The sequence below is a fragment of the Serratia sp. CY55921 genome (assembly GCF_052167655.1).
Taxonomy (GTDB): domain Bacteria; phylum Pseudomonadota; class Gammaproteobacteria; order Enterobacterales; family Enterobacteriaceae; genus Serratia; species Serratia ureilytica.
Map to the genome: position 1 here is coordinate 1,226,536 of NZ_JBJNMU010000001.1, position 22,449 is coordinate 1,248,984.

At 60.3% G+C, this 22,449-nt stretch carries 22 protein-coding genes and 1 riboswitch; of the genes, 16 read left to right on the top strand and 6 right to left on the bottom strand.

Going from position 1 to position 22,449, the window contains the following annotated elements:
• Positions 1–44: 44 nt before the first annotated feature.
• Both ACJ8M3_RS05795 and ACJ8M3_RS05800 read right to left on the bottom strand, forming a co-directional pair.
• Positions 45–893, bottom strand: a complete 849-nt coding sequence (locus ACJ8M3_RS05795) for an AraC family transcriptional regulator (protein WP_060660719.1) — start codon at positions 891–893, stop codon at positions 45–47.
• A 71-nt stretch (positions 894–964) separates the two neighbouring features.
• The gene (locus ACJ8M3_RS05800) at positions 965–2,845 is read right to left on the bottom strand and encodes a diguanylate cyclase domain-containing protein (RefSeq protein WP_089197053.1); all 1,881 of its coding nucleotides are present in this window, start codon (positions 2,843–2,845) and stop codon (positions 965–967) included.
• A gap of 180 nt (positions 2,846–3,025) precedes the next feature.
• A riboswitch (Fluoride riboswitch) is annotated at positions 3,026–3,101 on the top strand.
• Positions 3,102–3,141: 40 nt separating this feature from the next.
• Here ACJ8M3_RS05800 and ACJ8M3_RS05805 point away from each other — a divergent pair.
• From ACJ8M3_RS05805 to eno, 3 genes are read left to right on the top strand one after another with little or no spacing between them, the layout of a single operon-like run.
• Complete coding sequence (locus ACJ8M3_RS05805) at positions 3,142–4,107, top strand: DHH family phosphoesterase (protein ID WP_080280835.1); 966 nt, start codon at positions 3,142–3,144, stop codon at positions 4,105–4,107.
• Positions 4,108–4,110: 3 nt separating this feature from the next.
• Complete coding sequence (locus ACJ8M3_RS05810) at positions 4,111–4,539, top strand: universal stress protein (RefSeq protein WP_089197052.1); 429 nt, start codon at positions 4,111–4,113, stop codon at positions 4,537–4,539.
• Positions 4,540–4,555: 16 nt separating this feature from the next.
• Complete coding sequence (gene eno, locus ACJ8M3_RS05815; protein WP_089197051.1) at positions 4,556–5,839, top strand: phosphopyruvate hydratase; 1,284 nt, start codon at positions 4,556–4,558, stop codon at positions 5,837–5,839.
• Here eno and ACJ8M3_RS05820 read toward each other — a convergent pair.
• Positions 5,836–6,243: a MerR family transcriptional regulator gene (locus tag ACJ8M3_RS05820; RefSeq protein ID WP_089197050.1), complete on the bottom strand. Its 408-nt coding sequence runs from the start codon at positions 6,241–6,243 to the stop codon at positions 5,836–5,838. The two genes, eno and ACJ8M3_RS05820, sit on opposite strands and share 4 nt — an antisense overlap.
• A gap of 70 nt (positions 6,244–6,313) precedes the next feature.
• Here ACJ8M3_RS05820 and ACJ8M3_RS05825 point away from each other — a divergent pair, with 70 nt between their 5' ends.
• The 3 genes from ACJ8M3_RS05825 to ACJ8M3_RS05835 all read left to right on the top strand — a co-directional run bounded on the left by ACJ8M3_RS05825 (position 6,314) and on the right by ACJ8M3_RS05835 (position 10,910).
• Entirely contained in the window at positions 6,314–7,534 is a 1,221-nt protein-coding gene (locus ACJ8M3_RS05825) for an NADH:flavin oxidoreductase/NADH oxidase family protein (RefSeq protein ID WP_089197049.1), read from the top strand.
• Positions 7,535–8,039: 505 nt separating this feature from the next.
• The gene (locus tag ACJ8M3_RS05830) at positions 8,040–9,422 is read left to right on the top strand and encodes a diaminobutyrate--2-oxoglutarate transaminase (RefSeq protein ID WP_089197048.1); all 1,383 of its coding nucleotides are present in this window, start codon (positions 8,040–8,042) and stop codon (positions 9,420–9,422) included.
• 18 nt (positions 9,423–9,440) lie between these two features.
• Positions 9,441–10,910, top strand: coding sequence for a pyridoxal phosphate-dependent decarboxylase family protein (locus tag ACJ8M3_RS05835; protein WP_042785705.1), 1,470 nt, complete (start codon positions 9,441–9,443; stop codon positions 10,908–10,910).
• A 77-nt stretch (positions 10,911–10,987) separates the two neighbouring features.
• On the opposite strand, the gene ACJ8M3_RS05840 is transcribed toward ACJ8M3_RS05835, so the two are convergent.
• Complete coding sequence (locus ACJ8M3_RS05840; protein ID WP_089197047.1) at positions 10,988–11,515, bottom strand: carboxymuconolactone decarboxylase family protein; 528 nt, start codon at positions 11,513–11,515, stop codon at positions 10,988–10,990.
• Positions 11,516–11,518: 3 nt separating this feature from the next.
• A complete protein-coding gene (locus tag ACJ8M3_RS05845; RefSeq protein WP_225528794.1) occupies positions 11,519–12,556 on the bottom strand; it encodes a cyclase family protein in 1,038 nt (345 codons plus the stop codon).
• Here ACJ8M3_RS05845 and ACJ8M3_RS05850 point away from each other — a divergent pair.
• Entirely contained in the window at positions 12,546–13,241 is a 696-nt protein-coding gene (locus ACJ8M3_RS05850) for a helix-turn-helix domain-containing protein (RefSeq protein WP_230079602.1), read from the top strand. The genes ACJ8M3_RS05845 and ACJ8M3_RS05850 overlap by 11 nt on opposite strands.
• A 67-nt stretch (positions 13,242–13,308) precedes the next feature.
• On the top strand, positions 13,309–14,214 hold the full coding sequence (locus tag ACJ8M3_RS05855; RefSeq protein ID WP_060660724.1) for a LysR family transcriptional regulator: 906 nt from the start codon (positions 13,309–13,311) through the stop codon (positions 14,212–14,214).
• A gap of 37 nt (positions 14,215–14,251) precedes the next feature.
• On the opposite strand, the gene ACJ8M3_RS05860 is transcribed toward ACJ8M3_RS05855, so the two are convergent.
• Complete coding sequence (locus tag ACJ8M3_RS05860; protein WP_033643065.1) at positions 14,252–14,893, bottom strand: TetR family transcriptional regulator; 642 nt, start codon at positions 14,891–14,893, stop codon at positions 14,252–14,254.
• A 93-nt stretch (positions 14,894–14,986) separates the two neighbouring features.
• Between ACJ8M3_RS05860 and ACJ8M3_RS05865 the strand changes: the two genes are divergently transcribed.
• The 8 genes from ACJ8M3_RS05865 (at position 14,987) to pqqF (ending at position 22,429) form a co-directional block, all read left to right on the top strand.
• Positions 14,987–15,649 (top strand): O-methyltransferase, encoded by a 663-nt coding sequence (locus ACJ8M3_RS05865; protein WP_060660725.1) that lies wholly within the window; start codon positions 14,987–14,989, stop codon positions 15,647–15,649.
• Positions 15,650–15,730: 81 nt separating this feature from the next.
• Complete coding sequence (locus tag ACJ8M3_RS05870; protein WP_089197045.1) at positions 15,731–16,780, top strand: dipeptidase; 1,050 nt, start codon at positions 15,731–15,733, stop codon at positions 16,778–16,780.
• Positions 16,781–16,897: 117 nt separating this feature from the next.
• Positions 16,898–16,975: a pyrroloquinoline quinone precursor peptide PqqA gene (gene pqqA, locus ACJ8M3_RS05875; RefSeq protein WP_004937827.1), complete on the top strand. Its 78-nt coding sequence runs from the start codon at positions 16,898–16,900 to the stop codon at positions 16,973–16,975.
• A gap of 58 nt (positions 16,976–17,033) precedes the next feature.
• Positions 17,034–17,945: a pyrroloquinoline quinone biosynthesis protein PqqB gene (pqqB, locus tag ACJ8M3_RS05880; RefSeq protein WP_033643061.1), complete on the top strand. Its 912-nt coding sequence runs from the start codon at positions 17,034–17,036 to the stop codon at positions 17,943–17,945.
• Positions 17,946–17,954: 9 nt separating this feature from the next.
• The gene (pqqC, locus tag ACJ8M3_RS05885; RefSeq protein ID WP_089197044.1) at positions 17,955–18,710 is read left to right on the top strand and encodes a pyrroloquinoline-quinone synthase PqqC; all 756 of its coding nucleotides are present in this window, start codon (positions 17,955–17,957) and stop codon (positions 18,708–18,710) included.
• On the top strand, positions 18,710–18,988 hold the full coding sequence (pqqD, locus tag ACJ8M3_RS05890) for a pyrroloquinoline quinone biosynthesis peptide chaperone PqqD (protein WP_033643059.1): 279 nt from the start codon (positions 18,710–18,712) through the stop codon (positions 18,986–18,988). The genes pqqC and pqqD overlap by 1 nt, the downstream gene beginning before the upstream one ends.
• The gene (pqqE, locus tag ACJ8M3_RS05895) at positions 18,981–20,117 is read left to right on the top strand and encodes a pyrroloquinoline quinone biosynthesis protein PqqE (RefSeq protein WP_033643058.1); all 1,137 of its coding nucleotides are present in this window, start codon (positions 18,981–18,983) and stop codon (positions 20,115–20,117) included. The genes pqqD and pqqE overlap by 8 nt, the downstream gene beginning before the upstream one ends.
• A 2-nt stretch (positions 20,118–20,119) precedes the next feature.
• Positions 20,120–22,429: a pyrroloquinoline quinone biosynthesis protein PqqF gene (gene pqqF, locus ACJ8M3_RS05900; RefSeq protein ID WP_089197043.1), complete on the top strand. Its 2,310-nt coding sequence runs from the start codon at positions 20,120–20,122 to the stop codon at positions 22,427–22,429.
• Positions 22,430–22,449: the final 20 nt, after the last annotated feature.

A 22,449-nucleotide genomic window follows, 5' to 3' on the forward strand; every position in this document is an offset into this window, starting at 1 on the left:
TACTCCGTTGTGCTGTTAAAAGCGCATCATCGGCGATGAGTGAATCAGCGGTATAGAACGTTTGTGCACTGACGTTGATAGGCCGCCGGCGATAAACGGTAGGCGCGCTGGAACCAGCGGCCCAAGTGGCTCTGATCGGCAAAGCCCACCTGCATCGCGACCTGCGCCGGCTCGTCCCCCTGCGCCAACAACAAGCGTGCGGCCCGCAGCCTCAGCCGGACCAGATAAGCATGCGGCGACTGGCCGAAAGCCCGGGTGAACTGGCGAGTCAGGCGGAAGCGGTCCAGACCGCACTGAAGCGCAAGTTCATCCAGGCTGGGATTACCCGCCATGTGCTCGTGCAAGTAGTCCCGTAAGCGATTCATCACAATCAAAGCATCATCGCTTTGGGAAGCCGGCCTGACGCGAATATGCCGCGCCAAAAGCGTCAGCAGTTGGTCCAGGCTTTGATCGCGCGCCAGCCGGCCTTCCCCCTGATGCAACGCAAAAAAAGCCTGTTGTATCGCGGTGGCCAGCATCGGATCGTCGGTCAACGTGCTGTGGAAAGCGCCTTCCAGCACTGAAGCGTCCCCTAATCCGCGGCGGTTCATCGCGTCGGAAACCCAATGCTGCGGCAGATAAAGCATGGCATAGGTAAACCCTTCGGCCTGCGGCGCATGACCATCGTGCACCGCGCCAGGCTCGATCAGCATGGCGCGTCCCGGCCGGCTGGTATGCAATGAACGATGGCAGTTGAAACGCTGTAAACCCTGCTGCGTCACGCCCACCAGCATTTCGTCATGATCGTGGGGATCGTAGGCATGCCCCTGAAAGTGGGCATTGACGCTCTCGATGCCGGTTTCGTCATCGCGCCGCAATTCCAGCCAGTCTTTGTGTTGATGATTAGACGCCATGCAATAAGTCCGGAGTTCTGCCCATAGGAAAGAAGAAAACAGCTTACCCTGAGACGGTCACCGTTTCACGCTCACAACTCGCAGATGGCATAAGTGCCCTTTCCGGCCGATTTCGCCTGATACATCGCGCCGTCGGCGCGGGTCAACAGCATCTCCTCCGTCACGTCAGTGTGTGAGGAAATCGCCGCTCCCAGGCTGGCGGATAGACTCACCGTCTGCTGCCCGATCTGCGAAATATCGGCCAGCCGCGCCAAGACGTTTTCACAAAATTCGCTGACCTCGCGCTGCGGATCCGCCAACGGCCACAGGATCACCGTGAATTCGTCACCGGCCAGACGCGAGACGCTATGGCGCTCGCCGGCGCAGGCGCTGAGCAACCTGGCGAACGTCTTGAGGATCAGATCGCCGAAGTCATGACCATAGCTGTCATTGAGAGCTTTGAAACCATCGAGATCGATGAACACCAGCGCCATTTGCCGCTGTTCGCAACAGGCCTGCAGCGTGCCGGACAACCGACGCAGGAAGGCGCGGCGGTTGGTCAATCCGGTCAGCATGTCGTGCGTGGCATCGTACTCCAACCGTTGCTGCAGGCGCTTCAACTCGGTAATGTCCATGGACAGAATATAAAACCCCTGAGCTTCGCACGGCACCAGCGTGGTGTGGATCATCAGCAGCCCCTGCTGGGTCTGGAGCTCATTTTCGAAGCTGACCATTTCGCCCGCCAAAGCCCGCGCGATCATCGGCCGGGCCATCTGATACACGCTTTCCCCCATGAACTCGCGCACCGTCATGCCCTGCAGGCTGGCCTCTTCCAGACCAAACCAGGTCTTATAGGCGCTGTTGGCGAACAGGTAGCGTTCATTGCCGTCGATCTGGCTGATTAAGGCCGGCATATTGTCGGTAATGGCGCGCAGACGCTCCTTCTCCGCACTGAGCTGATATTCGGCGAGCACCCGGGTCTCAATCTCTTCGTTGAGCTTTTTAACCACCACGTTCAGCTCCTGCGTGCGGATTTCGACGCGTTGTTCCAGCTCGTGTTGCAGAGCGAACAGATCGGCCTCGGCCGCTTTACGCTCGCTGATATCGACGATAACCGAGATGAAATGGTCCGGCTTGCCGTTCGGCAAACGATTGAGCGCCACCGTCAGCTGCACCCAAACGATCGAGCCGTCGGCGCGGAAATAGCGTTTTTCCATCGAATAGGTACTGATTTCATTTTTCAGCAGCTGCTGCAGCTTTTCCAGGTCGGTGTTGAGATCGAGCGGATAGGTAATGTCCTGGAAGGTGCGATCCATCAGCTCGCGCTCGGAGTACTGAAGCATTTCGCAGATGCGCGGATTCACCCGCAGCCAATATCCTTGCAGCGAGACCAGCGCCATCCCTACCGCCGCCTGAGAGAAAGTCTGTTCGAATAACGCCTCCGTGCGCTGCAGATCGGATTTCAGGTTTTCGGTATAGACGTTGCGTTCGATGCTCTGCAGATACTCTTCCACCACCGCGGCGAAGTCACGCAGGTCGGCCAGTTTATCTTGAGGAAACGGCTGCGGGTGACTGTCGATAATGCATAGCGTGCCGAGCGGCAACCCGTCGAGGGACAGCAGCTGTTGCCCGACGTAGAAGCCGATGCGCGGGCCACCGACCACCAGTGGGTTATCGAAAAAGCGCGGATCCTGCGCGGTATCGGGCACCACCATCGCTTCGCGTTGCAGAATGGCATGGCCGCAGAACGAGATGTTGCGCGGCGTTTCCCGGACATCCAGGCCATAGCGTGATAAAAACCATTGACGATCGCGGTCGATCAGTGACACCAGCGCAATGGTGACGCCGAAATATTTCGCAGCTAGCCGCGTGATGCGATCCAGCTTTTCTACTGAGTTCGAATCCAGCACGTTCAGCGAATCCAATACCGACAGGCGTTCGGCTTCGTTTTCGGGGAAGCATGGCTCGAGCATGTTGACTCCCATTGTGACACCCACGGATCCGGTGCAGCCGGCCGGCGTGATTCCGTTCAGCCTATCCGTCGGTTAGCGGCAAATATCCTTGTCCATCATAGACTCACTCAGTATCAATCCGATTATGCATTCTCGCCAGCTTTGCCGGGCGTTGCGTTTGCCACCGCGCTGCGCTACAGTCGTTCACAAGGTGATGGTGTTCCACCTTTCCCAACCGCCGCGTTCGCTCGAACCGGATGATGACGCCTGATATACAACTTCGCTTTATTTTTTAGGCAGGTATGTCAGGAGTCGCTATGAATGAAATCTCACGTATTACCCCTTTTCCGTCCCAGCCTGATCTCGCCGTGCGGGAAATGCCGCTGTACGTTTTCGGCCATAAAAATCCCGACAGCGACAGTATCTGCAGCGCGCTGGTGGTCGCGGACTGGCTCAATCACCTCGGCAAACCGGCCGTCGCTTTCCGCCTTGGCGAATTGACGCCGGAAACCCGCTACATACTGGCCGCCGCCGGCGTACAAGCGCCTGCGCTGCTGACAGACGATCTCCGTGACCGCAAAGTCTGGCTGGTGGATTTTACCGACGTCGAACAAGGGCCGGCCTCATTGCCCGACAGCGATGTGGTCGGCGTTATCGATCATCACCGGCTGGGCACCTTGATCACCCGCAACCCGCCCGATGTCTGGATCCGCGCCGTTGGCTGTTGCGCCACCGTGATCCTGTCCATACTGACGTCAGATACGCCGATGCCGCTTTCTTCCGCCCAGGCCACGCTGCTGCTGGGCGCGATTTTGAGCGATACCGTTGCGCTGAGCGCACCGACCACCACCGAACAGGATCGGGTGGCGGTCGCGCGGTTATGCGCAATCTCTCACGTTGACTATGACGCCTTCACCGCCGGATTGCTTGCCGCCAAAACCGATCTTTCGGGGCAATCCGCCCCGCAGTTGCTGCACCGTGACGCCAAGAATTACCGCATCCATAGCGTCTCGCTGCTGCTGTCGCAGATAGAAGTGCGGGCTATGAGCGATATCGATCCGCTGTTGCCCGCGCTGCAACAGGCGCTCGAGCAGGCTAAGCAGGAGGCCGGGCTGGAGATGGCCGCGCTGCTGGTTACCGATATCACCCGCCACCGCTCTACCCTGTATTTCTCGTCGAACCGGGTGCTGGCCATTCGGCAGGTGTCGCTGCCCGGCATGACGAGCCGGAAAAAAGAGGTTTTACCGTGGTTAACCCTACAGATTGCTAACGCAGGGAGATAAGTCATGTCGCTCTATCAACATGCTTTACTGCTGGTGCAGGATGAACGCGACGGCCGGCTGCTGTTACGCCATGCCGAACGCCTCAATCAGCAGATGAATACGCGCATTACCGTGGCGCACATCAGCGCCGACTATGCCGAGCTGGACTACCTCAGCGATGCACAAACCAAAGATCGCCAGTCCAGCGAGGTGATCGCCGCCAAAGCCATGCTCAGCCGCCTGGTGGAAGACTGCTCAATCCCCCTGGAGGTGCGCGCAATGGTCAGCATCCATCGCTTCAAAGACGTTGAAACCCTGATTGCCCGTGAAGGCGTCGATCTGTTGCTGCTTGGCCATCAGAACCGACCATTCGGCGTCTTTGCCTCCTTCGGCTTCGAGTTCGTTAACCATTTGTCGATCGACGTGCTGATAAAGCACGTGCCTACTCCCTAGAATGAGGTGATCATCCATGAGCTATGAAATTGAAAACGTAACCGCCAGAGAGATCCTAGATTCGCGCGGCAATCCCACCGTCGAAGTTGAAATGACTGCGGCGGGCGTCGTAGCACGGGCTTCGGTTCCCTCCGGCGCCAGCACCGGTTCGCGCGAGGCAGTGGAACACCGCGACGGCGATCCGCACCGTTACGGCGGTAAAGGCGTGCAGGAAGCGGTGCAAAGCGTCAAAACGGCAATCAATGAGGCACTGCGCGGGGTGGATGTACGCCAACAAGAGGAGATTGACCGCCGGCTGATCGCGCTGGACGGCAGCGAGAACAAGAGCCGATTGGGAGCCAACGCCCTGCTTGGCGTTTCTTTGGCGGCCGCCCGCCTCGCGGCGAAATTGTCGCAGCTGCCGCTGTATCGTTATCTGGGCGGTATCGGCGCCAACCTGCTGCCGGTGCCCTGCATGAATATCATCAACGGCGGCGTGCATGCCCGCTGGCAAGGCGCGGACTTTCAGGAGTTTATGATAGCGCCCCTGGGCGCGCCGTCGCTGCGCGAGGCCGTGCGCTGGGGCAGTGAAGTTTATCAGGCGCTGCGCCAAATCCTGTTGGAAAAAGGCCTGTCGGTCGGCGTCGGCGACGAAGGTGGTTTCGCGCCGGCGGTCGCCTCAAACCGGCAACCGCTGGAGCTGATCGTGCAAGCGATAGAGAAAGCCGGTTATCAACCGGGTGACGATATCGCCATTTGCATGGATCCGGCCTCGAGTGAATTCTACGCCAACGGCAAATATCGCCTGCGCAGCGAAAACACCGAACTGGATGCCGCTCAGATGACGGCCTATTACCAACGGCTGGTGCAGGATTTCCCCATCGTGCTGATTGAAGACGGTTTGGCCGAGGACGACTGGGCGGGCTGGCGGATTCTGAGCGATGCCCTGGGTGACCAGGTGGAACTGGTCGGTGACGATCTGTTCGTCACCAACGTGAAGTACATCCAGCGCGGGATTGATGAACGGTTGGCCAATGCGGCGCTGATCAAGTTGAACCAGATCGGCACGCTGAGTGAAACCTTCGCCGCCGTGCAGCTTTGCCAGGCAAACGGCTGGGGCGCCTTTATCTCACACCGCAGCGGCGAAACCGTCGACAGTTTTATCGCCGATATGACGGTTGCGATGCGAGCCGGCCATTTGAAAACCGGCGCGCCGTGCCGCGGCGAGCGGATCGAAAAATACAATCAGCTGATGCGCATCGAAGACCAATTGGGCATCGCGGCGGTATATGCCGGGCGCTCCGCCTTTAAACGCCGCTAATCTTTGCAGGCCGGCCACCCACCGGCCTGTTTTTCATTTTTTGCGCGGCATAACCCCGCCACGCCGGATTCCAACAGAATGCGCCGCGTCGCCATCAACGTCTCACGCTGCTCGTTCAGCGTCGCCATCATCCGCTCGATTTCCGCCAGCCGGCTGTCGACGCCTTGTATCAACCCATCCTCATAAGCGCTGCCCTGCAGCGCTAAGACCCCATGGATCGCCTGCAGCGAAAATCCCAGATTCTGGCCAATTTGGATCAGATGCAGCCGCTCCAGCGCGCTTTCGCTATACACCCGATACCCGTTAACGCCGCGCACCGCTTTGGGCAGCAGGCCCTGCTGTTCGTAGTAACGTATCGCCGAGGCAGCTATGCCGGCGCGCTCCGCCAACTCTCCGATTTTCATGCCCTATTGACCTTAAAGTTAACTTTAAACCTAGTATAGCGCCATTCCCCCTGCGACAGGAACGTACCCGATGTTTACCCCGCTGATTCTGCCCAACGGCAGTCGCTTACCCAACCGTTTGGCCAAAGCCGCGTTGGAAGAAAATCTGGCCGATGAAGGCCAACTGCCCGGCCCCGCGCTATGGCGTCTGTATCGACATTGGGGTATCGGCGGCGCCGGCCTCATCATCACCGGCAACGTGATGATCGACGGACGCGCCATGACCGGCCCCGGCGGCGTGGTGCTGGAACAGGATACGCCGCTCGAGGCGTTCAAAACCTGGGCGGCGGCCTCGCGCCAGGAAGGCGCGCAGGTATGGATGCAGCTCAGCCACCCGGGCCGTCAGGTGATGGCCAACATGGGCGGCAACGCCTGGGCGCCCTCCGCCATTCCGATGGCGATGGGCAAGTACAGCAAGGCGTTCGCGCAGCCGGAAGCCATGAGCGAAGCGCAGATTGCCGAGGTGATCGCCCGCTTCGCCGCCAGCGCGCACGCCGCCGAAAAGGCCGGGTTTACCGGCGTGCAGATCCACGCGGCGCACGGCTACCTGATCTCCCAGTTTTTGTCGCCGTTGGCCAACCAGCGCAGCGATCGTTGGGGGGGCGAACTGGCGAATCGCGCCCGTCTGCTGCTGGAGGTGGTGCGCGCGGTGCGCCAGCGTGTCTCGCCAGACTTTTGCGTGGCGGTGAAGCTCAATTCAGCCGATTTTCAGCGCGGCGGCTTTTCGCCGGACGAGGCCCGACAGGTATTGTTGATGCTCAACGAACTGCCGGTCGATCTGGTGGAGTTGTCGGGCGGGAGTTATGAAAGCCCGGCGATGCAGGGGGAAGCCGCAGACGACAGCACCCTGGCGCGCGAAGCCTATTTTCTGACCTTCGCCCGCGATCTCGCCGCAGTAGCGCGCATGCCGGTGATGACCACCGGCGGCATCGCCCGCCCGTCGGTGGCGCAACGGGTGCTGAACAGCGGCGTCGCGGTGGTCGGCATCGCCACCGCCATGGCGGAAATTCCCGATCTGCCGCGCCGCTGGCAAACCGGCGAAGCCCCTCATGCGCTGCCCGAACCGGTAAAATGGCGCGACAAAACGCTGACGCTGCTCGCCCGCATGGCGCTGATCAAGCGCCGCATGCACGCCCTGAGCCGCGATCGGACGCGCAACGTGCATTACTCCCCGCTGTGGTCGCTGCTCATCGATCGGTGGCGCACCCGCCGCACTCTGCGGCGCTATCACGCCTGGTTACGGCAACGTTAATGACCGCGGCGCCGGCAGACACGCCGGCGCCGCACAAAAATCCCGCTTTTTTGATCGCGCTACGTAAAATCTGCAAGAAATCACCACTCTGGATACTGCGCTTTTAACGCTCGACTGCTTATATTCATCACAAATTTTGTGTATATAACCGCTATAGGACTTAAGGTGGTGAATAGATGAAAATAAGCCGCTATTTTCTATTTATGTTATTAATCGGAAATTCACCTTAATAATAAATGCATTAAAGAAGCAGCCAAAGGAAAGCAGAAAAGGATTTTTACGCAATGTTAAAGAAATGTTGTTTTTTGCCGGCAAAACCAACGGTCAACAAATCAACAACATATTGATGAGCCTAAGAAAAAACTAAACAATTCAAAACAAAATCGGCTATTGAGTCCCAGGCAAAAAAGCCATATATTGGTCGCGCTTTTCACAAGGCAGTTACTTTTCTAATTCATTAATTCAATCGTTGCGTCTTGAGACCTTCGGTTGTAGGAGAGATATGATGACGGATAAAGTCCGTATTGATACTTTAGTTGCAAACTCATTAAACGGAAACAATGAAACCTATTTGGCGCGTCAAGCCGAATTTGAGTCGAATGTTAGGAGTTATCCGCGCAAATTGCCGTTGGCAATTGCGAAAGCCCAGGGCGTTTGGATCACTGATGTTGAGAATAATCAATATCTTGATTGCCTGGCCGGGGCGGGAACGTTGGCTCTTGGACATAATCACCCCGACGTCCTGCAAAGCATCCAAAATGTCATTACCAGCGGCTTGCCGTTACATACTCTCGATCTCACGACCCCGTTGAAAGATCGTTTCTCCGACTACCTGCTCTCTCTGTTGCCGGGCGAAGGCAAAGGGTACTGCCTGCAGTTCTGCGGCCCGTCCGGCGCCGATGCGGTGGAAGCCGCGCTGAAGCTGGCGAAAAAACACACTGGCCGTTCCGGCGTGATCAGCTTCTCCGGCGGCTACCACGGCATGACCCACGGCGCGCTGTCGGTCACCGGCAACCTGTCGCCGAAAGCGGCCATCAACGGGATGATGCCGGAAGTGCAATTCATGCCTTATCCGCATGAATACCGCTGCCCGCTGGGCATCGGCGGCGAAGCCGGCGTCAAGGCGCTGACCTACTACTTCGATAATCTGATTAACGACGTGGAAAGCGGCGTGCGTAAACCGGCGGCGGTGATCCTGGAAGCCGTTCAGGGCGAAGGCGGGGTTAACCCGGCCCCGGTCGAGTGGCTGCAGCGCATTCGCAAAGTGACGCAGGAACACGGCATTCTGCTGATCATCGACGAAGTTCAGGCCGGTTTCGCCCGTACGGGCAAGCTGTTCGCCTTCGAACACGCCGGCATCGAGCCGGACATCATCGTGATGTCGAAAGCGGTCGGCGGCGGCTTGCCGCTCGCGGTGCTGGGCATCAAAAAAGAGTTCGACGCCTGGGAACCGGGCCACCACACCGGCACCTTCCGCGGCAACCAGCTGGCGATGGCCACCGGCCTGACCACCCTGCAGTACCTGAAGGAGCATAAGGTCGCCGATAAAGTGGCCGCTCAGGGCGAATGGCTCAAAGGCAAGCTGGCCGAGCTGCAGAAACGTTATCCGGTGATCGGGCACGTCCGCGGTCTGGGCCTGATGATCGGCATCGAGATCGTCAAGCCGAACGAAGCGCAGGATCACATGGGCTGCTACCCGGCCGATGGCGAGCTGTCCGCGCTGCTGCAGAAAAAATGCTTCGAATCCGGCTTGATCCTGGAGCGCGGCGGGCGCAACGGCTGCGTGCTGCGCCTGTTGCCTTCCCTGCTGATCACCAATGATGAGCTGGGTATTTTCCTGGATAAATTTGAGCAGGCGCTGTTGGCCGCCGGCGTCAAGCCAGTCTGATTGGAGCGAATGACCGCGATGTCCAAGTTAAACCCGATTCTGGCTTCCTCGGCGCACAGCGCCGAGGCTTACCGCCAGGCGATCGCACAGAGCAGTGAAGCCGTCGTGCAGTGGCTGCAACAGCCCGAGATGTATCAGGGCAAAAGCGTTGCCGAACTGCGCGAGCGCATCCAGCTCGACTTTACCCCGCAAGGCCTGGGCAACCAGGCGGCGATCGAGCGCGCCATCGAGTACTTTTTGAAAGACAGCCTGTCGGTGCACCACCCGCAGTGCGTGGCGCACCTGCACTGCCCGAGCCTGGTGATTAGCCAGGCCGCTGAAGTGCTGATCAACGCCACCAACCAGAGCATGGACTCCTGGGATCAGAGCCCGTCGGCCACGCTGATCGAAATGAAGCTGATCGAGTGGCTGCGCGCCCAGGTCGGTTACCAGCCCGGCGACGCCGGGGTGTTCACTAGCGGCGGCACCCAGAGCAACCTGATGGGGCTGATGCTGGCGCGCGATGCATTCTTCGCGCGTCAGGGCCACTCCGTGCAACAGGACGGTCTGGTGGGCGATCTGCGCAAGCTGAAAGTGTTCTGTTCTGAAAACGCCCACTTCTCGGTGCAGAAGAACATGGCGCTGATGGGCCTCGGCTACCAGTCCGTCACGCTGGTGAAAACCGATCGCTTCGCCCGCATGGACGTGAACGATCTGGCGGAAAAACTGGCGCAGGCCAAGGCTAACGGCGAGCAGGTGATGGCGATCGTCGCCACCGCCGGCACCACCGATGCCGGTGCGATCGACCCACTGCGCGATATCGCACGGCTGGCGGCGGAGCAGAAAATTTGGGTGCACGTGGATGCGGCCTGGGGCGGCGCGCTGCTGCTCTCCGAGCAGTACCGCGACTACCTGGACGGCCTGGAGCTGGTGGACTCCATCACTCTGGACTTCCATAAGCAGTTCTTCCAGACCATCAGCTGCGGCGCCTTCCTGCTGAAAGACGAGCGCCACTACGAGCTGATGCGCTATCAGGCGGCCTACCTGAACTCCGAATTCGACGAAGCGCAAGGCGTGCCGAATCTGGTCTCCAAATCGCTGCAGACCACCCGCCGCTTCGATGCGTTGAAGCTGTGGATGGGGCTGGAAGCGCTGGGGCAGAAGCAGTATGCCGAGATCATCGATCATGGCGTCTCGCTGGCGCAACAGGTGGCGCGTTACATCGCCGACCAGGAATCGCTGGAACTGGTGATGCAGCCGCAGCTGGCCAGCGTGCTGTTCCGCTACCGCCCGGCGCAGCTGGCGGCGAAAGGCGACGCGGCCGTCGCGCTGTTCAACCAGCGCATCGGTGATGCCTTGCTGGAGTCGGGCCGCGCCAACGTCGGCGTGACCGAGTTCGATGGCGTGACCTGCCTGAAGATGACGCTGCTGAACCCGATCGTGACGCTGGAAGACATCAAGCTGCTGCTGGCGCTGGTCGAGAAAACCGCGCAGCAGCTGCCGGCGTAACCCTCCGCCACTGCGCATTAAAAGCCGATAACCCCCAGGTTATCGGCTTTTTTATCGCGCTCACGCCGTGCACGCACTCAATCCGTAGACATGTTTTCCCACGACGTTGCTTGCTCGTCCAGCTCGATTTCCAGAGTTTCCAAAAAACGCGCCGTCATCATGTAGTGCCCAATAATTAATGACAGCTCAGCAAGTTGAACCTCATCATAGTAATGTCTGACCGCGTTAAATGTTTCGGCAGAAACCTTCACCCGCTTCACGCATTCATCGACAAAATGCAAGATGGCCGTCCCTCTGGCATCGACGCCAACTCCCTGCTCTATTTTCTTGATATCGTCATCGTGCCACCCTGCAAGGATCGCCAGCGGATAGTGTTGCATACGCTCATAAGCGCTGTGGCTTAACGCGCCAACCCTTAATATGATCATTTCCCGATCTTTATCACACAGTCGCCCGGCCGGAAAAGAAGCTCCCAGGGACAGATATCCCTGCGCCGAGCGACTGGTTTTCAACAGCCCCAGCGTAAGGTTGGCGGGGAAACGGGCATATTGCTGCTGCTGTTCAGCCGTTAATTCACTCACCGTCGGCAGTTTTATTCTGGCCATCGTTTATTCTCCTGCGCGTTCATCGATAATTGCAACCGGCCGTGCCCAGCCGGCGGATGCCTTATAAACCTTGACCGGCAGGCTGATCACGTTAAATCCACAGGGCGGCAGCAATTCAAGATTGCACAGTTTTTCAATCTGGCAATAAGGATATTGACTGCCGGCATAATGCCCTTCCCAAATAAGCGAAACATCGCCGCTTTGTTCAAATTTGGTGCGCGTATGGCTGAATGGCGCGTCCCAGCTCCAGGCATCGGTGCCGACCACCCTGACGCCGCGCTCGGTAAGATACAGCGTCGCTTCACGGCCCATGCCGCAACCGCGATGAATGAAATCTTCGCTGCCGTAACGCCCGCCGGCCGCCGTGTTGACCAGGACGATATCGCCGGCGGTGATATGATGGCCGATCTTCGCTAATTCACGCTCAATATCATGCGCAGTGGCCACATAACCGTCGGGAAAATGGCGAAAATCCAATTTGACGCCAGGGCCGATACACCATTCCAACGGTATTTCATCAATGGTTTTTGACGCCGATCCGTCATCCATATGTGAATGGTAGTGATAAGGGGCGTCCATATGCGTCCCCGCATGGGTGCTCATGCGGACAAACTCCACCGCCCAGCCCTCCTGACGCGGCAGCTCCCGGGGATCCAGGCCGGGAAATGATTCCGCCAGCTGCAACGCTCCGCGCTTGTTATCAACATACTCGATTTCCGGCAGAAAACTTTCCGGATCGGAGGCGATCCCGCTCATCAGCGGCACCGAAAGATCAATGATTTTGCCGTACATAAGGTTACCTTTATCCAGGGGAATGACCTGGCCAGAGTAAGCTTTCCCCATAGAATAGAAATGCCGATTATCAGACAACTTATTGTTATAATAGGAAGGCTCAGCCATGAGCGGACAGGAAGGCGTCATGAAACCGTCAGAATTGACCGGGGAAGCCCCAATATCGATTTGGTTCAGAAATAAATCCTGGCCGGCAGGAGCGCAATTCCCTTTACAGGCGTTGCCCTGGGGAAAACTGATGTATTCCATGAAAGGGCTGGTGGAAATAAATATTGAGAGCAATATTTATTTATCCACGCCGGAATATGCCATTTGGCTCCCCGTTAATACTGAACATGAATCCGTCGCAAAGAGTGCAATTGATTATGTCATTCTTCATGTCAGTCCCCCACTATGCCAATTCTTACCGAACAAACCGCAAACCCTGCGGCTGAATAAGGTCGTCAAAGCGGTGCTGGCCGATTTTTCAGAAAGGCGTATTGGCTATCCGCGCACGCCTCAGGACCAGACGTTGGTTACCGCGTTGCTTGAGCAGCTGGCGCTGTCGGAGCGTTTTGACAGCTATCTGCCGCTCGGCAGCGACGACGTTATCAAGATCATGACCGAAAAGATGAGCGCCGCGCCGCACGATCTCAACACGCTGGCACAATGGTCGGGCATGCTGGGCTTGAGTGAGCGTACGCTGTCGCGGCGATTTCTCGCCGCTACCGGCATCTCTTTCAATGAATGGAAGCTGAGAAGCAAAACCCTCATGGCGATGAGGCTGTTGCAGGAAGGGAAAGCCGTCAAATATGTCGCCTCTACCCTGGGGTATAACGATCCTTCCGCCTTTATCGCCATGTTCAGACGACAAATGGGCCAGTCCCCCTCCGGTTTTTTAGCGGTATGTCATGGCATACGGAAAACAGGCTCAGGCATAATGCATGGCGAGTGATACAGTATTCGCACGCACAAACTGCAGTAAACGCCTTCTCTTATTTCCGGCGCCACAGGATAAACGCATGACCGACCCTGATTTCAACCTGCTGACCGCGCTCGACGCGCTGCTGTCGACGGGCAGCGTTGCCGGCGCGGCGCGACGTCTCGGTTTAAGCGCCTCGGCGATGAGCCGCACCCTCAGCCGACTGCGCACGGCCACCGGCGATCCGCTGTTAGTGCGCGCCGGGCGTCATATGGTGCTGACGCCTTATGCCGAAACGCTGCGCGAACGGGTGCGAAACGCGGCATTCGAAGCTCGGGCGCTGCTGCGTCCGACGCCGAACGCGCTGGATCCCGCCACGCTCGACCGGACCTTTACGCTGCGCGCCAACGACGGCTTCGTCGAGGCCTTCGGCCCGGCGCTGATCGCCGCCGCTGCGCAACAGGCGCCACGGGCGCGGCTGCGCTTTGCGCCCAAGCCGGAGAAAAGCGACCGCCCCCTGCGTGAAGGCCAGGTCGATCTGGAGATTGGCGTGCTGGGCGAAATGGGGCCGGAAATCCGCCTGCAGGCGCTGTTTCGCGACCGCTTCGTCGGCGTGATGAGAAGCGCGCACCCGCTGGCGCAGCGGCCCAAGATAGGCGCCGCCGAGTACGCCGCCTGCGGCCACGTGGTGGCCTCGCGCAGCGGGCGCATTCTCGGGCCGGTAGACGCCGCGTTGGCGGAGCTGGGGCTGACGCGCCAGATTGCCGCCGTGGTGCCGAGCTTTCCGGCCGCGCTGGCGGTGGCGCAAGCCTCAGACCTGCTGGCGCTGTTGCCCGCCTCCTTTGTGCATGCTCATCCGGACGACGGCCCGCTGCGCATGTTCGAGCTGCCGGTGAAAACGCCGCCCATTACCGTCTCGCAAATGTGGCACCCGCGCCTGGACGCCGAGGCGGATCACCGTTGGCTGCGGCAGCTGGTGCTGGCCGTTTGTCGCCAACGGGTATAGGCACTGCGCGCAGTGGGTGACAATGTCACAAAGAACCTTACCGCGCCACACGCCCGTTTAAATCGGCTAAATACGCGCAGAACATGTCCGCCATCGCATCGGCATAAGACGCGATCTCGGTATCGGTTCGCGGCGTTTCGGAGAATTGCTTGCCCGCCGCCCCCAACGTGCCGACGATCAGATCGCCCGCCAACCGACGAGTGAACGGCGGCACATCAGGCAACGCTTCGCACATGAAAACCTGCACGATACCCTTGCCGGTCGCCTTCACCGCCTGTGCCTCCGGCGCATCTCGGTAAAGCGGCGCCGCATCATTCAACGCTACGCGCATCTGCGCTTCTTCACATTCCGAACGGATAAATGCCTGCGCCAGCAACCGCAGGCGCTCGTACGGCGTTTTCTCGCGGTCGGCCAAAATACGGCTCAGCATATCGGTGGTCTGTCGCCATTCGTCGCTCTGCAAACGAAACAGGATTGCCGCCTTGTTGGGGAAATACTGATAAAGCGACCCGACGCTGACGCCGGCACGTTCAGCCACTCTGGCGGTAGTGAAACGTGCCGCCCCCTCCTGCGCCAAAACCTGAATAGCAGCGGTCAGAATGGCGGAAACCAGTTCGGCAGATCGCGCCTGTTGTGGTTGTTTTCTCGAGGAAATTTGCTTACTGCGGCGTTCAGTCATAGCGGACGGCCAATGCGAATAGAGGAATACGAATAGTTCGTCATATTATAGCGGCATGCGCTAACGCGCTCCATTTACGACAGGAAATTAGCCATGAGTACCCTGACCACTGCCCCCTTAGCGCCGCTGCTAAGCCGCCTGTTTCAACAGGCATCCCGCCGCTCGCCGGCGCTTGCCGCCCTGTTCCGCGACGTGCCTGACGAAGAGCAAAGCCGGCTGATGCAGAGCAAAACCGAGTATCGCGAACTCTACCACCGCCTGAAGGATTTCCCGCTGGCCGTGTCGCCGGCAACCGGCGCATTGCTGTATATGTTGGCGCGCGGTTGCCGGGCGCAAAACATCGTCGAATTCGGCACGTCGTTCGGCATTTCTACTCTGCACCTGGCCGCCGCACTGCGCGACAACGGCGGCGGCCGGTTGATCACCTGCGAATTTGAACCGAGCAAAGCGGCGCAGGCGCGCAACAATCTGACTGAAGGCGGCGTCATCGACCTGGTGGAGATCCGCGTCGGCGACGCCCTGGAAACGCTGCGCGACGATCTGCCGGCCACTGTCGACCTGCTGTTGCTGGACGGCGCCAAGGGGCTTTACCCCGATATCCTCGCGCTGCTGGAAAATCGTCTGCGCCCCGGCGCGCTGATCGTCGCCGACAACGCCGATTACAGCCCAGATTATCTGGCGCGCGTGCGTTCTCCGGCGTCGGGTTATCTCTCCACGCCGTTCGCGGATGACGTCGAGCTGTCGATACGCCTTTAAATCCCTCATCGCGCGGGGGTTGTTCCCCCTCGCGCGATCGTACAACATAGCGTGCATGATGCCTGACACAGTGAAACGCCCATGACGCTTCCCCCCCTTTGGCCAGTGTTCGACGGCCATAACGACCTGCTGCTCAACCTGTGGCTGCAGCACGATGACGATCCGGTCACCGCCTTTTATTCGCACGTCGCGCCGGGCCACCTCGACTTTCCACGCATGCGGCGCGGCGGATTCTGCGGCGGGCTGTTCGCGGTGTTTATTCCTCCGGTCAGCTATATCGCCCAAATGCGTAATCAAACGCTGGAGGACGCGCAGGCCGCGTTCGATCCGCTGGCGATAGCCGAACGGCAGATAGCCATCCTGCACCAGTTGGAACGCGCCTCTCAGGGGCAGTTGCGCCTCTGCCGCACGGCTACCGAGATAGAACAGTGCCGCCTCGACGGGCAAATCGCCGCGGTGCTGCATATCGAAGGCGCCGGCATGATCGACGCGGCGCTGACGCAGCTGGCGGCCTTCTATCGGCTGGGTGTGCGCAGCATCGGGCCGTTCTGGAATCTGCCGAACGCCTTCGGTACCGGCGTCAGCGGGCCGTTCCCCGGATCACCCGATACCGGCCCCGGCCTGACGCCGGCCGGTGAAGCGCTGATCCGCGCCTGCAACCAGCGCCGCATCATGATTGACGTCTCGCACATGAACGAGAAAACCTTCTGGCAAACCGCCGCGTTGAGCACCGCACCGCTGGTCGCCACCCATTCCAATGCCCACGCCCTCTGCCCGCAGCCGCGCAACCTGACCGACGCGCAGCTGGACACTATCGCCCAGAGCGACGGTATGGTCGGCGTCAATTTCGGCACCGCCTTCCTGCGGGCTGATGGAAAACGTGACAGTGCAACGACAGGCTTAACAGAAATTGTTAAACACGTTGAGTATTTGATCGCTAAACTTGGTGAAGATCGCGTGGGATTTGGCTCTGATTTTGACGGGGTTAACGTACCGCAACCGTTGGAGGACGCCGCAGGCCTGCCGCGCCTGACGCAAGCACTCAAGCAGGCGGGGTTTGACGACCGGCTGCTGGAGAAGCTGACCTGGCGCAACTGGCTGAACGTGCTCTCCGCCACCTGGGGTGAATAACCCGGTTACGCTTTAACGGTTGCGATCTCCGTCACATTTCGTCAACATTGAGCCAGCCGAATGCGAATTTTTCTCATTGGCTTCGAACTATCACGATGCATGCAAAGGAGCACCGCTATGACTACCTGGACCAAACCTGAGTTTGTTGACCTGCGTCTGGGGCTGGAAGTGACGCTGTACATTTCCAACCGTTAATCGCCTGTCTGCCCGCCTTTCGCGCGGGCATTTCTTTCCTTCTTTTTCTGGTTCAGACATGCAGATAAAAGTTCTCGGCTCGGCAGCGGGCGGCGGCTTTCCTCAGTGGAATTGCAACTGCGACAACTGCCGGGGCGTTCGCAGCCACAGCATCAACGCCACGCGCCGCACGCAGTCTTCCATCGCCGTCAGCGACGACGGTAAAAACTGGGTGCTGTGCAACGTTTCCCCGGACATTTGCCATCAGCTGCTGGCCTCGCCCGAATTGAACAATCCCGACGTGCTGCGCGGCACCGGCATCGGCGCGATCGTGCTGACCGACAGCCAGATCGATCACAGCGCGGGCTTGCTCAATTTGCGTGAGGGCTGCCCGCATCAGGTCTGGTGCACCCCCGAAGTGCACGACGATCTCAGCACCGGTTTCCCGGTGTTTCCCATGCTCTCTCACTGGAACGGCGGGTTAATCCATCACCCGGTGACGCCCGGCGAACCGTTCCACACGGCGGTCTGCCCAAACGTGCGCTTCACCGCCATTCCGCTGCTCAGCAACGCGCCGCCCTATTCGCCGTACCGCGATCGCCCGCTGCCGGGCCACAACGTGGCGCTGTTTATCGAAGATACCGCGCGCGGGGTCGGTCTGCTGTACGCGCCGGGCCTGGGTGAGCCGGACGAGGCTTTGATGCCCTGGCTGCGCCGGGCGGATTGCCTGCTGATCGACGGCACGCTCTGGCGCGACAACGAGCTGGCCAACGCCGGCGTGGGGCGCAATACCGGCAAAGACATGGGGCATCTGGCGCTGGCGGAAGAGCACGGGCTGGCTGCCCTGCTCAGTACCTTGCCCGCCAAACGCAAGATCTTGATCCACATTAACAATACCAACCCGATCCTCAATGAAGACTCCGCGGAACGGCAGAGCCTGAGCGCCGCCGGCATCGAAGTGAGCTGGGACGGCATGAATATCGAACTGTAGGGAATCGCCATGACGCAACCACTCCCCCTGACTCCGCAGGCATTTGAAGCGGCACTGCGCGCCAAAGGCGCTTATTATCATATCCACCACCCGTATCACATCGCGATGCACAACGGCGAAGCGACCCGTGAGCAGATCCAGGGCTGGGTGGCCAACCGTTTCTACTATCAGACCAGCATTCCGATCAAGGATGCGGCGATCATGGCCAACTGCCTGCAGCCGGAAACCCGTCGCAAATGGGTGCAGCGCATTCTGGATCACGACGGTTACGGCGGCAGCGAAGGCGGCATCGAGGCCTGGCTGCGCCTCGGCGAGGCGGTTGGGCTGCAGCGCGATACCCTGCTATCCGAGCAGCTGGTGCTGCCCGGCGTGCGTTTCGCGGTGGATGCCTACGTCAACTTCGCGCGCCGCGCCTGTTGGCAGGAAGCGGCCTGCAGCTCGCTGACCGAACTGTTCGCGCCGCAGATCCACCAGTCGCGCCTCGACAGCTGGCCGCAGCACTACCCGTGGATCGACGCCGCCGGCTACGACTATTTCCGCAGTCGCCTCGGCCAGGCCAACCGCGACGTGGAGCACGGGCTGGCGCTGGCGCTAGACTATTGCGATACCGTTGAAAAACAGCAGCGCATGCTGGAAATCCTGCAGTTCAAGCTGGATATTTTGTGGAGCATGCTGGACGCCATGAGCATGGCCTATACCCTGAACCGCCCGCCTTACCACAGCGTGACCGCCGCGCGGGTCTGGCACAATCAGAGGCTGGTGTAATGACACTGAATCCTGAACACACCCCCGTCTTCCGCCGCGGCTACCGCCTGCAATGGGAGCAGGTGCAAAACAGCCACGTGATCCTCTACCCGGAAGGCATGGCCAAACTGAACGACAGCGCCGCCGCTATCCTGCAGCTGGTTGACGGTAACACCACGCTGAACGGCATCATCGCGCAGCTGAACGCCCGCTTCCCCGGCGCCGAGGGGCTGGCGGACGACGTGCTGGCGTTTTTCCAGCGCGCCTACGAACAAAAATGGGTGACCTTCCGTGACTGAGCCACGCGCGCCGGCGGTAAATCCGCCGCTCTGGCTGCTGGCGGAGCTAACCTATCGCTGCCCGCTGCAGTGCCCCTATTGCTCCAACCCGCTCGACTTTGCCGCGCAGGAAAAAGAGCTGACGACCGAGCAATGGATCGCGGTGTTTCGCCAGGCGCGGGCGATGGGCAGCGTACAGCTCGGTTTCTCCGGCGGCGAGCCGTTGGTGCGTAAAGACCTGCCCGAGCTGATCGCCGCCGCGCGCGATCTCGGGTTTTACACCAACCTGATCACCTCTGGCATCGGCCTGACCGAGAAAAAGCTGCAGACTTTCGCCGATGCCGGGCTGGATCATATTCAGATCAGTTTTCAGGCCAGCGATGAAACGCTGAACGCCGCACTGGCGGGCTCCGCCAAGGCGTTTCAGCAGAAGCTGGCGATGGCCAAGGCGGTCAAGGCGCTCGGCTATCCGATGGTGCTCAACTTCGTCTTGCATCGCCATAATATCGGCCAGATCGACCGCATCATCGAACTGGCGATCCAGCTGGATGCCGACGACGTCGAGCTGGCGACCTGCCAGTTCTACGGCTGGGCGCACCTGAACCGTGAAGGCCTGCTGCCGACCCGCGAACAGATCGCCGATGCGGAAGCCGTGGTGAAACGCTATCGCGAGCGCATGGCTGCCGACGGCAAGCTGGCCAACCTGCTGTTCGTCACGCCGGATTACTATGAGGAACGCCCCAAAGGCTGCATGGGCGGTTGGGGGGCTATTTTCATGAGCGTGACGCCGGAAGGCATGGCGTTACCCTGTCACAGCGCCCGCCAGTTGCCGATCGCCTTTCCGTCGGTGCTGGAGCACGATCTGCAGCATATCTGGTATCACTCCTTCGGCTTTAACCGCTATCGCGGCTATGACTGGATGCCGGAGCCCTGCCGTTCCTGTTCGGAGAAAGAGAAAGACTACGGCGGCTGCCGCTGCCAGGCATTCATGCTGACCGGCGACGCCGACAACGCCGATCCGGTGTGCGGCAAGTCGCCGCACCATGGCACCATTCTGGCGGCGCGTGAAGCGGCGAATCGCTCGCAGATCGGTATCGATCAGCTGCGTTTTCGCAATCAGACCAACTCCCGATTGATCTTCAAGGGCTGACGATGACACTCGCCGCCTCGTGGCAGCTCGATAACGGTTTGGCCGTCAGGGCGATTAGCACCCCTGACGCCGAGGCCGCCGCCGCGCTGGTGCGCATCGAGGCGGGCAGCTTTCAGGCGCCTGCCGCCTGGCCGGGCCTGGCGCATCTGCTGGAGCATATGCTGTTTCGCGGCAGCGTGAACTTTAGTGCACAGGATGGGCTGATGGGCTGGACGCCGGCGGTCGGCGGCCGGTTAAACGCCACGACCCAGGCCACGCAAACCGCGTTTTTCTTTGAGGTGGGCGCCGAACAGCTGGCGGAGGGGTTGGCCAGGCTGATCGATATGCTCGCCGTCCCACAGCTGGCGGCTGAGGCAATCGCCCAGGAGATCGAGGTCATCGACGCCGAATATCGCCTGCTGCGCGCCGACGGTGAAACCCGCTGCGAAGCGGCGCAGCGGCAGATGTTCAGCGGCATTGACGCGTTGCACCGCTTTCATATCGGCAGCCGCGCCGCTTTCGGCAGCGATATTCCCGCGTTGCAACGGGTGCTGCGGCAGTTTCACCACCACTATTACCGCGCGCCGAACATCACGCTGTGGCTGCAAGGCCCGCAATCGCTCGAGCAGTTGCATGCGCTGGCGCAGCGCTACGGCGGCGCCTTGCCGCCGGGCAGCGTCGCGCCGCCCGAGGCATTGCCGCCGCTGGCCGCCGGGCAAGATTACACGCTGTTTCTCCCCGGCGCGCCGCAGCTGCGGTTGGTGTTTGCCCTGCCGCACTCCCGTTCACGCGGCTGGCTGCGGCGGCTGGAGCGTTTATTACTTGACGAAGCCCCTGGCGGGCTGCTGGCACGGCTGCGCGCTCACGCGTGGGCCGACGCCGTTAGGCTGGATTACGCCCGCTGCGCTGAAAACAGCGCCCTGCTGAGTTTTATTTTTACCGTCAATCACGGCGCGGCGTCTGAAGCCGCCCACATCGAAAGCGCCTTGCTGGCCTGGTTGCAGGCGCTGATCGCGCTGACACCGGCTCAGCTTGCGCATTTCGGGCAACTGGCAAACCGCGATTTCCACCGTTTGGCGCCGCTCGATCAGTTGCGCGCCAGAGCATTTGGGCTGCCGCCGGTGGAGCCGAACGACGATTGGCCACGGCATATTTCGGCGCTGATTAGCGCGCCGCATCGCCGTCTGGCCGTGCTGCCTGAGGGAGGCGGTGAAACGCGTGAAATTCAAGGGCTGCCGTTGGCGCTCGCGCCCTTCGTCCGCACCGTGCCGACGCCCACGATAGATCCTTTCCGCTTTTTCTCCACCTCGGCGGCGTTGCCGATCCCGCCCCTGCCGGCCGGCCAGGCGCCGCTGCGGCATCTGCACCCCGACGAAGCGCAGCCGGTGCTGCTACTGCGCCCAGCGTCGCATGGCGCTCTCAGCGAAGAACAGGCCTGTGGTTTGCAGGCGGCATTGCGCCCTGGAGCGGCCGAGTTAGCGCACCGGGAGGGACATTTAAGCATCGAGCGCCACCAGGGCGTGTGGTTATTACAGCTGGCGGGCAGCGCAGCGCTGATCTGCCACGGTCTGAACGCCGTGAATCGGGCCCTGGCGGCGCTGCCGCCGGCCGTCATCAACGAGGCGGCGAGAAACCTGCGCCACGCGCAGCTCAAAGCGCAAAACGATATTGCCATTCGCCGCCTGTTAGCCCAATTGCCGGCGGCGTTGAGCGTATCAACGGCAACGGCCCCACTCTGGCATGCCACCCTGGTCGGCGGCGACGGCGAGTTAAAACGGCGGCTGTCGCATTTGCTGTATGACTTTCCTTTTCCCATAACCGACGAGGCTCAGCGGCCGTCGCCTCTGCATCGCCACCCCGTCACCCTGACGGAAAGCGGCGCAGAACACGCCTTGCTGCAATTTTACCCGCTGCCAAACGACGAAGCCGAAGGCCGTTGGGCGCTGCGCGTGCTGGCCCGGCTTTACGCGCCGCGTTACTTCCAGCAGTTGCGCGTCGAGCGCAACGTGGGTTACGTGGTGCAATGCGCCTTTCATCGCAGCGCCGATGCCGAAGGCCTGCTGTTTGCGCTGCAATCCCCGACGTTCGCCGTTGAGCAGCTGCGGCAGTTAACCGACGAATTTTTGCTGCAGATGCGCCATGAACTGGCGCACCTCGGCGCCGGCGAACTGGAGCTGGCGCAACAGGCGCTGCGGCAAAGCGTGCAGCGCCTCAGCGCCGAGCCGTTGCAACGCGCCCGGGAAATCGCCCTGGAAAATCGCCACCGGGTGGCGCAGGTTGCCTCTCTGCCTGCCGCGCAGCTCGTACACTGGCAGAAACGGATATTCCTCTAAGCCAAACCGAGGTTGTGCCG

Coding starts and splice junctions, on each gene's coding strand:
- ACJ8M3_RS05850 (WP_230079602.1), top strand. CDS start 12,546: ATGTATTCCATGAAAGGGCTGGTGGAAATAAATATTGAGAGCAATATT.
- ACJ8M3_RS05825 (WP_089197049.1), top strand. CDS start 6,314: ATGTTTACCCCGCTGATTCTGCCCAACGGCAGTCGCTTACCCAACCGT.
- pqqF (WP_089197043.1), top strand. CDS start 20,120: ATGACACTCGCCGCCTCGTGGCAGCTCGATAACGGTTTGGCCGTCAGG.
- ACJ8M3_RS05810 (WP_089197052.1), top strand. CDS start 4,111: ATGTCGCTCTATCAACATGCTTTACTGCTGGTGCAGGATGAACGCGAC.
- ACJ8M3_RS05865 (WP_060660725.1), top strand. CDS start 14,987: ATGAGTACCCTGACCACTGCCCCCTTAGCGCCGCTGCTAAGCCGCCTG.
- ACJ8M3_RS05805 (WP_080280835.1), top strand. CDS start 3,142: ATGAATGAAATCTCACGTATTACCCCTTTTCCGTCCCAGCCTGATCTC.
- pqqB (WP_033643061.1), top strand. CDS start 17,034: ATGCAGATAAAAGTTCTCGGCTCGGCAGCGGGCGGCGGCTTTCCTCAG.
- pqqC (WP_089197044.1), top strand. CDS start 17,955: ATGACGCAACCACTCCCCCTGACTCCGCAGGCATTTGAAGCGGCACTG.
- ACJ8M3_RS05870 (WP_089197045.1), top strand. CDS start 15,731: ATGACGCTTCCCCCCCTTTGGCCAGTGTTCGACGGCCATAACGACCTG.
- ACJ8M3_RS05845 (WP_225528794.1), bottom strand. CDS start 12,556: ATGGAATACATCAGTTTTCCCCAGGGCAACGCCTGTAAAGGGAATTGC.
- eno (WP_089197051.1), top strand. CDS start 4,556: ATGAGCTATGAAATTGAAAACGTAACCGCCAGAGAGATCCTAGATTCG.
- ACJ8M3_RS05835 (WP_042785705.1), top strand. CDS start 9,441: ATGTCCAAGTTAAACCCGATTCTGGCTTCCTCGGCGCACAGCGCCGAG.
- ACJ8M3_RS05800 (WP_089197053.1), bottom strand. CDS start 2,845: ATGCTCGAGCCATGCTTCCCCGAAAACGAAGCCGAACGCCTGTCGGTA.
- pqqA (WP_004937827.1), top strand. CDS start 16,898: ATGACTACCTGGACCAAACCTGAGTTTGTTGACCTGCGTCTGGGGCTG.
- ACJ8M3_RS05830 (WP_089197048.1), top strand. CDS start 8,040: ATGACGGATAAAGTCCGTATTGATACTTTAGTTGCAAACTCATTAAAC.
- ACJ8M3_RS05860 (WP_033643065.1), bottom strand. CDS start 14,893: ATGACTGAACGCCGCAGTAAGCAAATTTCCTCGAGAAAACAACCACAA.
- pqqD (WP_033643059.1), top strand. CDS start 18,710: ATGACACTGAATCCTGAACACACCCCCGTCTTCCGCCGCGGCTACCGC.
- ACJ8M3_RS05820 (WP_089197050.1), bottom strand. CDS start 6,243: ATGAAAATCGGAGAGTTGGCGGAGCGCGCCGGCATAGCTGCCTCGGCG.
- ACJ8M3_RS05840 (WP_089197047.1), bottom strand. CDS start 11,515: ATGGCCAGAATAAAACTGCCGACGGTGAGTGAATTAACGGCTGAACAG.
- ACJ8M3_RS05795 (WP_060660719.1), bottom strand. CDS start 893: ATGGCGTCTAATCATCAACACAAAGACTGGCTGGAATTGCGGCGCGAT.
- ACJ8M3_RS05855 (WP_060660724.1), top strand. CDS start 13,309: ATGACCGACCCTGATTTCAACCTGCTGACCGCGCTCGACGCGCTGCTG.